The organism is Kocuria atrinae C3-8, assembly GCF_000286355.1.
Lineage (GTDB): Bacteria > Actinomycetota > Actinomycetes > Actinomycetales > Micrococcaceae > Kocuria > Kocuria atrinae_A.
In genome coordinates this window covers 1-7,410 of the sequence record NZ_AJXN01000159.1, presented here as the reverse complement: position 1 = coordinate 7,410, position 7,410 = coordinate 1, and the positions used below count along the sequence as shown (strand labels likewise).

Here is a 7,410-nt window from a genome sequence, read left to right as displayed (position 1 = left end):
CTTGATCCTGGTGGCCGGTGTCGCAACCCTGGTGTTCGGTGCGATGGAGCGCGAACCGCTTCTCGGAATCGCCGGTGGCCTGGCGAGCTTCCTGGGTGTGGTCATGACCTCGCGGTTGTACCTGCCCCCGCTCGTGCAGGGCTGGGGCGCATCCTTCCCGGTGGCCAGCCCTCGCGTTTGGCGGCCGTCACGCGCCCGCTACCCGGCGCGCACTGCGACCACCGCCACCGCGCTGTTGATCGGTGTGCTGTTGGTGGCCACGGTGCTCACGGGTCAGCACGTGGCCAGGGTCAACCTGCTCAACGAGTTGGATCAGAACCAGCCGGTCGACATCTCCGTCCCCGCGAGTGCGGGTCAGATCTCGGCGGACCAGGTTCAGGAGATCTCCGACCTCAACGGTGTGCTGAGCGTCGAGACCACCGACCCGGCTACCGCGGACGGCGCGATCGCCCAGATCGACGCCGTGCAGTCCCTCAACAACTCCTCCGCGAGCGACTTGCAGGCAAAGGTTGCCGACATCGTGAACTTGGCACCCGGCGAGCTGCAGGGCGCACTCATGGAGAAGGCCAGCTACGTGTCCATCCTGGAAATCATGCTCACGGTCACCCTGGGACTGTTGGCGGCGGCAGTGGTGGTGTCCGTGCTCGGTATCGCCTCGACCATGTCCCTGTCGGTGCTCGAACGGGTTCGCGAGAACTCATTGCTCCGGGCACTGGGCCTGACCCGTCGTCAGCTGGGAGCGATGATTCGCCGCGAGGCACTCGTGATCTCGCTCGTGGCCACGATCGTGGGCCTGGTGGTCGGTTGGGTCTTCGGAACCCTGGGCGTGATGTCTCTGGTGACCGAAGGAATGACCGTGGAACCCACGGTTCCGTGGCCCGGTTACCTGGCAATCATCCTGGCCGCCGTGGTGGTGGCGGTGCTGGCCTCGGCCGCACCGGTTCGCCGGGCCACCAGGGTTACCCCGGTGGAAGGCATGGCGCGGGTGGACTGATACCCGTTCAGAGTCCTGGGTGATCACCACTCGGGGGCAATAAACCAGGGCCCGCATTCCGACCGACCATCGGGATGCGGGCCCTTGCTCCCCGTCACACGGGGGTGTTGGCGGCATCGTGTGTACTGGCGCCGCCGCGCAGCACACTACTCCTGTATCTGGATGATTTGGAAGGATGCGCCTGGGGGTCCTGGACAGTTGCCAGGCGCCGAAAGGTGAGTCCTCGGGGCCGTCCAGCACGGTGCCACCGAGCTCCTTGAGCTTCTCCAGGGACTCGTCAGTGTTGTCCACGCCGATGTACAGGCGCCAGTAGGAGGGCATCTCACCCCACGCGGAGGTATCGCACAAACCGGCCGTGGCGGCGTCGTCCTTGCCATTGGTCACGTACCGGAACTCCTCGTTGTCCTCCCCGCCCATGGCGTGGGTGTCCCACCCGAGGCGCCGCGGTAGAAGGGCAGAGCGGCGTCGAAATCGTTGACCATCGCCTCGAACCAGACGGGCGAGCCGTGCTTGCCCGTGAACTCGAAACCCGCGAACTGATTGGCTTGCCACAGGCCGAAGGCCGCTCCCGCGGGATCCTCTGCGATGGCCATGGAGCCCAGCTCACCCACGGGCATGGCGGGGTAGTAGATCTTGCCGCCCTGTTCGGAGATCTTGCTCAGGGTTCCCTCGATGTCGTCGGTGCCCAGGTACACGGTCCACGCCGTGGGGTTCTGGGGTTCCTCGGTGGGACCCTCCGGACCCATCAAGCTGCTCATGGCGCCGCCCACCGGCGCGCCGTTGTTGGTGATCATGTTGTAGTGGCCGAAGTCTTCGCCCTGGTCCGCGAAATCCCAGCCGAACAGTTCGCCGTAGAACGATGCGGCGCCGTCGATGTCGTGGGTTCCCAGGTCGATCCAAGTGGGTGATCCGGTGGGTTGAGTGCTCATGCGGTACTACTTTCATGTGGGGCGTCTAACACGCCCGTGCAGTGATGAGCCTAGGTCCACTTGAAAGTTGCCACCAGGGTGATTCAGTAGATTCCAAGCAAGCAGACGGCAACGCGGCGCGAAGGTGCGCCCAGGAGGTTCACCATGCAGTTCGACCCAACGACCAGTTGTCGTTCACGGTTCCCGACGAGCAGATCATCGAGTGGCGGCGACACATGCACGCCAACCCTGAGCTGTCCTTCAAAGAAGTGAACACCTCGCAGTGGGTCGAGGACCTGCTCCGGGGCATGGGCATCGAGACGTCCCGGCCCACGCCCACGTCCGTGTTGGGCGTGCTCAAGGGCACCGGCAAGGGTCCGGCCAAGAACATCGGTCTCCGCGCGGATATGGATGCGCTGCCGGTTCACGAAGAAACCGGCGAGGAATTCACCTCCACGGTCCCCGGCGTGATGCACGCGTGCGGCCACGACACCCACACCGCCATGCAGTTGGGCGCGGCCAAGGTGCTGTCCGAGAACACGGACCTGTTCGGCGGCACAGTGACCTTCGTGTTCCAGCACGCCGAAGAACTCAACCCCGGCGGCGCGCAAGAAATGGTCAAGGCCGGCGCCATGGAGGGATTGGACGGGATCTTCGCCCTGCACGTGATGAACGCTCCCGTGGGAACGGTGCAGGTGCGCCCGGGCCCCGCCACGTCTCTGGCCGGCGGTGGCTGGATCACCATCCAGGGTCAGGGATCGCACGGTTCCATGCCGCAGAACAGTATTGACCGGTTCTCATCGCGGCGCAGGTGGTCGTGGGGCTCAACACGATCGTGTCCCGCAGCGTGGATCCCTCGCACTTCATGGTTATCAACCCGGGCATGATCCAAGCGGGTCAGGCGCCCAACGTGATTCCGGACAGCGCCACGGTCGGCATCTCCGTGCGCACCCGCACGGCCGAGGACACCGATCTCGCCTTCCGCCGCATCGAGGAACTCACCAACGGCATCTGCGCCGCGTACGGTGCCACAGTCGAGTACGAGTGGGTGGACGCCTACGACATCGTCTACAACGACGCCGCTCTGGCCGCCCAGGCGCTGCAGTCCGCCAAGCACGTGGCCGGGGACGACAACGCGTGGGAGGGTGAAATCTCCTCCGGTTCCGAAGACTTCTCGGCCTTCGCCAACGAGGTGCCGGGCTGCTTCATCATCCTGGGCGGCGGTGATGCGGAGCAGGGTTACCCCTTCCAGAACCACCACCCAAGTTCAACGTGCGCGAGGACTGCCTGGCCATCGGCACCGCCTTGGAGGTGCAGCTGATCCTGGATTTGTTGGGTCCCGACGCCGCGGCCTGAGCCGCGTTCCCGGTTTACGCGGTCAACCGGTCCAGCGCGGCCATCAGTTGCTCGAGCGTCTTCTGCTTCTCTGCTGAGCTTTCGGGTAGCAGACCCATGGAGGCTTGCTGGTACAGCCCATCGCCCATGCACACCACCGCGGTGGCAATGACGGGGTCGCCCACGTCGTCGAGCACCGCGGTCAACCAGTTCTCTTCGATGCGCGCGAAGGTGGTGCGAGCGGCGTCGTCGCCGGCTTGGATGAGCCGCGAGGCGACGATCAGGCGCGGTCGAGCGCGCTGTCCTCGTAGAGCGAGGTCGCGAGGAACTCTCGTGCGGCGCCGCGAGGTGAGGCGGTCAGGCGTTCGAGATCCTCGGCGGCCAGGGTCTCGAGCTTGACGAGCATGGCGTCCACCAGGGCCTGGCGATGCGGGAAGTGGTAGAGCAGCCCGCCCTTGGAGACCCCGGCGGCCACGGCGACGCGTCGAGGGTCGCGGTGCGCTCGCCGTCCGTGAGAACGATGCGCTCGAAGCTTCGAGCAGCTTCTCTCGCGCCAGTGGTTTGCGGGCCATGTGAGCAAAACCTCTCCCGAATCGATCCCGGGAATATTGCCGGGTGTCCGTCGTTAACTGTACCGTCTAGTCGGTATAGAAATTCATGGCGCGTGCCACAACGGCGCCGCCCCGCGCGTACGAGGACGTACTTTTTCGCGAATCAACGCCGAGTCATCGGCAGCAGAGAACCGAGGAGGTCTTCATCGTGTCCACCATGATCGATCAGCGGCAGAAAGCTGGTGCCCGCGAGTGGGGCGCCCTGGCCGTCCTCATGCTGCCGGTGCTGTTGGTGTCCGTGAACAACACCGCGCTGAGCTTCGCTCTGCCCGCCATTTCCAAGGCGCTTCACCCCACGGCCTCCCAGCTACTGTGGATCGTGGACATCTACCCGCTGATCCTGGCGGCCCTGTTGATTCCCATGGCAGCCTGGGTGACCGAATCGGGCGTCGCAAGATCCTCCTGATCGGCTCCGTTGGCTTCGGTGTCATCTCGGTACTTGCGGCTTTTGCACCCACCGCGGAGTGGTTGGTGGCCGCGCGCGTGGGTATCGCCGTGTTCGGTTCCATGCTGCTTCCGGCCACGCTGTCCTTGATGCGCACGGTGTTCCGTGACGATCACGAGCGGCGCCTGGCCATCGCGATCTGGACCGCCGGTTTCAGCGCTGGTGCCGCGCTGGGTCCCATCGCCGGTGGCTTCTTGCTCAACCACTTCTGGTGGGGCTCGGTGTTCCTCCTGGCGGCCCCGGTCCTCGTCGCGTTCCTGATCTCAGCCCCGCTGCTGTTGCCGGAATCCCGTGACCCCAATCCGGGGCCCGTGGACCCGCTGTCCATCGTGTTGGCCGTGCTCGCCATGCTCCGGTGGTCTACGCCATCAAGTCCCTGGCGACCGGTGGCTCGGTGCTGCAGAGTCTGCTGATCATGGCCTTCGGTGTGGTGAGCGGTCTGCTGTTCGCCCGCCGTCAGGTGGCCAAGGACTACCCGATGCTGGACCTGCGCTTCTTCCGCAGCTCACGCTTCTCGGGCGGCCTCACCGTCAATGTGATGGCCAGCATCGCGCTGTTCGGCTTCCTCTTCTTCCTGACGCAGCACCTCCAGCTGGTGGGTGGTAAGGACCCCATGACCGCGGGCCTGCTGATGGTACCCGGCCTGTTAATGGCCATCGTGACAGGCATGGCCGCCGCCAAACTGGCCGTGAAGTTCGGTGTTCGCGCGGCCATTGTCGCCGGACTGCTGCTGATGGCGGGTGGCTTCATGATCGTGGCCTTCACGGATCAACAGGGCTCTGCGCTTCCGGTGTTGGTGGGCTTCGCGGCCATGAGTGCCGGTGGCGGACTGGCCACCACGCTCTCCACGGACCTGGTGGTCTCTTCGGTACCGGAGTCCAAGAGCGGCGCGGCCTCGGCCGTCTCCGAAACCGGCTACGAAGTGGGCGCCGTCCTGGGCACTGCTGTCCTCGGTGGCCTCACCACCGCTTTTTACCAGTCCCACTTGGAGCTTCCGCGGGCGTTGAGTCCGGCCCAGGCCGACGTCGCTCATCAGACCTTGGGCGGCGCGGTGGACGTGGCCCAGAGCGGTCCCTGGACCGACAGCGTCATGGACACCGCGACCGCAGCCTTCTCGTTCGGAATGCAGGGGAGCAGCCTGGTGGGAGGTCTCGCCATGGTGGTGGTGGCCCTCGTGATATTCCGCGTCCTGCGAGCCGACCGGAAGGTGCGCTTCCACGACCCGCTGCCCACGGACCGACTCGAGATCAACTGAGCTAGGTTCTTCGCCCGGGGATGGGTGACGGCGGAGAGCCCGCCCGCTGCGTCACTGGACCGAAGCCCCTTACGGGCCGAGCGGCGTCGTCGTAAAGTGACCAGCGGAAACGTCGAGCGAAAGGCAGCGAACGATGAGCGCGAACGAACTGTTGGAGGACGCGGCCCAGCGGCCCGCGCAGGTGGCCGGCGAGGTGCTGGACGGCATTTCGGAGGATGCGCTCAATCGCATGCCGGAGGGCAAGCACAACTCGATCGCGTGGCTGATTTGGCATGCCGCTCGGCAGCAGGACGTGCAGATCGCACACCTTTCCGGCGAAGATCAGATCTGGACCGCGCAGGGCTGGGACCGGAAGTTTGACCTGGACCGGGACGCGAACGATTTCGGCTTTGGCGACACCCCTGAGGACGTCGCGCGCGTCCGCGTGACCGACCCCGACTTGCTGCAGGGTTACCTGGACGCCGTCACCGCGGCGACCATCGACTATTTGCGCCCCCTGAGCGACGCGGATCTGGAAGAAATCATCGACGAATCCTGGGATCCGCCCGTCACGCGCGGGGTGCGAATCGTGTCCACGATCGACGACGCCGCACAGCACCTCGGCCAGGCAGCGTACGTTCGTGGGCTGGTGCAGAATTCGTGGCACGGAAAGTACTGAATTGCCGGAAATAAGGCCTTAAGTGGGCAAGGCGACACTGTTTATCAACCCCAGATTCATCTAAGATTGCTGTACTGACCATTGGTGCCGAGGGCAAACGGCAGCCGAGGTCAAGAATCTGGGGAGATTACAACTGATTATGGCTCGTTCACGTGCACGTCACACGGCGGCCAAGCGCCCATCCATGGCCTTGACCGCTTTCGCTTCATTCTCTGCTTTGGTGGCCGTCAGCGTTGCCATGAGCAACGGCTCCGCGCCGGCGCCATGGGAATCCGCCTACGCCAACGAGTCGTCGGAGAACCAGCAGGAACGCGGCACGTTCGGCCAGCCCCAGGCCGCTGACCAGGGAGAATCTCGACCCTCCCTGTTTGCTGCAGTACCCAACGAGGCACTGATCTCCAACGTTCAGGACACTCCTCAGGAGTACGTGGCCAGCCAGGTGCATAACGTGTCCGACCGCGGAACCGGTTCGGCGCCGTCGTCAGTGGCTCCCGCCAAGCGCGCCCCCGCCACGTTCGAGGGTGAACTGCCCGTCAACACGATCATCGCCCCCGCACAGCCGGCCACGGTTCTGGACGGCGGCAAGTTCGGCTGGCGTACCGCCCCGGACACCGGAGAGCGCGAATTCCACAACGGCACGGATATCTCCACTTCCGAAGGAACGCCGGTCGTCTCTGCCCTCGATGGCACCGTCACCGCGGTGTTCTGGGACGAGTGGGGCGGCAACCGCGTGGAAGTTTCCCACGCTGACGGTGTGAAGACCACCTACAACCACCTCAAAGACGTGATGGTCCAGGTGGGCGACCCGTTGAAGGCTTCTGAGCAGCTCGGCGCCATCGGCCAAACCGGCCTGCGAGTGACGGGCCCGCACCTGCACTTCGAAACCTGGGTCGAGGGGAAGCCCGTGGACGCACAGTCCTTCGACTGGGAGACCGGCGAAGGCATCATTCCCGCATCCCGCCCCAAGTACTCTCTGGAAGATCAGGCCCAGACCGATCAGTCCGTCACCGACAACGGTTCCGTGCCCGGTACCGACAACGGCCCCATGTCCGACGTTCCCGAGGACGAGCGGGATCAGATCATCGCGCTGAGCCAAGAGACCTCCCCGGCGCAGGACGTTCCGGCAGAGTCTTCTGACTCCGGGTCCGAGTCCGGTTCCGGTGACGACGGCGCTCGCTCCGGTTCCGACGGCGCTGCCCCCGGA

General features: G+C 65.1%; 11 protein-coding genes. 8 read left to right on the top strand and 3 right to left on the bottom strand.

Going from position 1 to position 7,410, the window contains the following annotated elements; genetic code table 11:
• The coding region (locus YO9_RS0114855; RefSeq protein ID WP_016998195.1) for an ABC transporter permease at positions 1–994 on the top strand (994 nt) is incomplete at its 5' end.
• 380 nt (positions 995–1,374) lie between these two features.
• Here the strand turns inward: YO9_RS0114855 and YO9_RS0114850 are convergent.
• Entirely contained in the window at positions 1,375–1,923 is a 549-nt protein-coding gene (locus YO9_RS0114850; RefSeq protein ID WP_223286661.1) for a VOC family protein, read from the bottom strand.
• Positions 1,924–2,090: 167 nt separating this feature from the next.
• Between YO9_RS0114850 and YO9_RS19080 the strand changes: the two genes are divergently transcribed.
• Both YO9_RS19080 and YO9_RS19075 read left to right on the top strand, forming a co-directional pair.
• A complete protein-coding gene (locus YO9_RS19080; protein WP_223286660.1) occupies positions 2,091–2,789 on the top strand; it encodes an amidohydrolase in 699 nt (232 codons plus the stop codon).
• Positions 2,714–3,223, top strand: coding sequence for a M20/M25/M40 family metallo-hydrolase (locus YO9_RS19075; protein ID WP_396350781.1), 510 nt, complete (start codon positions 2,714–2,716; stop codon positions 3,221–3,223). Before YO9_RS19080 ends, YO9_RS19075 begins: the two co-directional genes overlap by 76 nt.
• A 49-nt stretch (positions 3,224–3,272) precedes the next feature.
• Here the strand turns inward: YO9_RS19075 and YO9_RS19070 are convergent, their stop codons facing one another.
• A complete protein-coding gene (locus YO9_RS19070) occupies positions 3,273–3,500 on the bottom strand; it encodes a hypothetical protein (RefSeq protein WP_262925717.1) in 228 nt (75 codons plus the stop codon).
• 17 nt (positions 3,501–3,517) lie between these two features.
• Positions 3,518–3,817 (bottom strand): TetR family transcriptional regulator, encoded by a 300-nt coding sequence (locus tag YO9_RS19065; RefSeq protein WP_223286658.1) that lies wholly within the window; start codon positions 3,815–3,817, stop codon positions 3,518–3,520.
• Positions 3,818–3,894: 77 nt separating this feature from the next.
• Here YO9_RS19065 and YO9_RS21090 point away from each other — a divergent pair, with 77 nt between their 5' ends.
• The 5 genes from YO9_RS21090 to YO9_RS0114825 form a co-directional block, all read left to right on the top strand.
• Complete coding sequence (locus YO9_RS21090; protein WP_317259852.1) at positions 3,895–4,254, top strand: hypothetical protein; 360 nt, start codon at positions 3,895–3,897, stop codon at positions 4,252–4,254.
• Positions 4,161–4,706, top strand: coding sequence for an MFS transporter (locus tag YO9_RS21085; RefSeq protein ID WP_317259851.1), 546 nt, complete (start codon positions 4,161–4,163; stop codon positions 4,704–4,706). The genes YO9_RS21090 and YO9_RS21085 overlap by 94 nt, the downstream gene beginning before the upstream one ends.
• Positions 4,649–5,548, top strand: a complete 900-nt coding sequence (locus YO9_RS21080; protein WP_317259850.1) for an MFS transporter — start codon at positions 4,649–4,651, stop codon at positions 5,546–5,548. Before YO9_RS21085 ends, YO9_RS21080 begins: the two co-directional genes overlap by 58 nt.
• A gap of 133 nt (positions 5,549–5,681) precedes the next feature.
• Positions 5,682–6,206 (top strand): mycothiol transferase, encoded by a 525-nt coding sequence (locus tag YO9_RS0114830; protein ID WP_016998192.1) that lies wholly within the window; start codon positions 5,682–5,684, stop codon positions 6,204–6,206.
• A gap of 184 nt (positions 6,207–6,390) precedes the next feature.
• Positions 6,391–7,410, top strand: a 1,020-nt coding sequence (locus YO9_RS0114825; protein WP_223286657.1) for a M23 family metallopeptidase, incomplete at its 3' end; no start/stop codon positions are given.

Bases quoted from the DNA above. Each gene is read 5' to 3' on its own strand.
- YO9_RS0114850 (WP_223286661.1), bottom strand. From the start codon at position 1,923: ATGAGCACTCAACCCACCGGATCACCCACTTGGATCGACCTGGGAACC.
- YO9_RS21090 (WP_317259852.1), top strand. From the start codon at position 3,895: ATGGCGCGTGCCACAACGGCGCCGCCCCGCGCGTACGAGGACGTACTT.
- YO9_RS0114830 (WP_016998192.1), top strand. From the start codon at position 5,682: ATGAGCGCGAACGAACTGTTGGAGGACGCGGCCCAGCGGCCCGCGCAG.